Origin of the sequence: Deinococcus pimensis DSM 21231 (genome assembly GCF_000519345.1) — a bacterium.
GTDB classification, from domain to species: Bacteria; Deinococcota; Deinococci; order Deinococcales; family Deinococcaceae; genus Deinococcus_A; species Deinococcus_A pimensis.
On record NZ_KI912614.1, the window covers coordinates 10,034 to 11,556 of the forward strand.

General features: G+C 71.8%; 3 protein-coding genes. 2 read left to right on the forward strand and 1 reads right to left on the reverse strand.

What is annotated here, in order from left to right; genetic code table 11:
* Positions 1 to 189 (forward strand): hypothetical protein (locus DEIPI_RS38560; protein WP_027480439.1); only part of this gene is annotated, 189 nt, incomplete at its 5' end.
* Positions 190 to 224: 35 nt separating this feature from the next.
* The gene (locus DEIPI_RS0100090; protein ID WP_027480440.1) at positions 225 to 674 is read left to right on the forward strand and encodes a hypothetical protein; all 450 of its coding nucleotides are present in this window, start codon (positions 225 to 227) and stop codon (positions 672 to 674) included.
* Positions 675 to 729: 55 nt separating this feature from the next.
* Here DEIPI_RS0100090 and DEIPI_RS0100095 read toward each other — a convergent pair.
* Positions 730 to 1,523: translocation/assembly module TamB domain-containing protein (locus DEIPI_RS0100095; RefSeq protein WP_027480441.1), on the reverse strand; the 794-nt coding region annotated here is incomplete at its 5' end.

The following is a 1,523-nucleotide window of genomic DNA, read 5'->3' on the forward strand; positions in this document are numbered from 1 at the left end:
CCGCACCTCGCGTGGAGCGGGGAGACGCTCGCGTGGATGGGCGGGCCCGCCGAGCCCGCGTTCGTGGAGACCGTGACGCGCGCGGCCCTGAGACTGCTGTTCGAGCGGGAGGGCGCGGCGAGGGTGCGCTTCCCCGGCGGCGCGGTCGTGATGAGGGCGGAGTACCTGGCGGCGGCGGGGCTGGAGTGAGCCCCCTCACCTTCGGAACGGCTATATTGTCCCCCATGGAAGACGTACTCAAGGGGCGCCTCGGCGGCGCCGACGGTTTCGACGTGCGCTGCTCGCTCGACGGCGACCGCATCGTGGGCCGCGCGGGCGGACGCCTGCACGGCAAGGACATCGTTCTGGAGATCACCGAGACGGGCGTGCAGGGCACGGTCGGCTCGGAACCCGTCCTCGTCCAGCTCGAGGAGGGCGAACTGCGCGGCAACGTGGGCCGCGAGAAGATCAGCCTGCGCGGCGTGGACCGCGTCACGGGCTTCTTCGGGGAGCCCATCGTGGGCTGGCGCATCGTCGCGCAGCAGGACGGCACGCGCCTGCAGGGTCAGCTCGGCAGCACCGTGCTGGGCCGCGCGTTCGAGTTCGACCTCGGCAGCGCGCCCGGCTGGGTGGGCGCGCTCGTCGCGGTCGTCGCGTTCTACGCGCTCGAACCCCGCGCCTCCGCCGCCCGCTGAAGCGCCCGCGTAAGGAGAACGGCCCGCACGCGCGGGCCGTTCTCGCTTCGATGCCTCAGAACCGGAAGGTGTAGCCGAGACGGAACGTCGTGCTCGACGGCCCCGGGTTCGGCCCGAGGTTGACCACGTTGTTCTGCACGCCGAAGCTCACGCTGGACCGCTCCGTGAGGTTGTAAGACACGCTCGCCGAGGGCCGCACCGTGCTGAGGTCCAGGCCCGTCAGGGGGCTCGACACGCGGAAGGTGAGGCGTCCGTCGTCGGTGGTGTAGGTCGCGTCGATCAGGCCCGCGCCGCGCAGGTCCACCTGGTACTGCACGAAGAAGTTGCGGCTCAGGTACGACCCCACCGTGAACTGCACGCTGAAGTCGCTGTCGCCCGACAGCAGGTTCGTGCGGATGCGGAACACGTCCAGCCCCAGGGCCCTCGCGACGTTGCGTTCGATCTCCCCGACGAGGAACACGTTCAGCGCGGTCCTGAGGGCGCTCTGCGTGAGGTTGCCCGGAATGGCCGTCACGTCCGACGTGCCGAACGCCACGAGGGCGTAGAGCTCGTCCTCCGTGTACGTCCCGCCCGAGGCGCGCTGCGCGGTCGTGGAGAAGCGCGTGTCGAGCCGCAGGGCGCGCGCGCCCGTCCCGTCGTCCACGAACTGCCCCGTGAGGGTCACCGTGACGGGCACGTTCACGTTCCCGTCGCGAACGTCTCCGGTGGCGACGGCCCGCAGTTCCGGGTAGGCGGTCGTGCCCTCGAAGGTCGCGGCGGCCGTGGAGATGCGGAACTCGTTCTCGCGCAGGAACAGCGAGCCGCGCTGCGCCTGCACGGCCCCGCGCAGCGCGGGCGCGCTCGCGCGGC

What these genes read in the sequence shown, in the direction of transcription:
- DEIPI_RS0100090 (WP_027480440.1), top strand. Translation starts at nt 225, where the DNA reads ATGGAAGACGTACTCAAGGGGCGCCTCGGCGGCGCCGACGGTTTCGAC.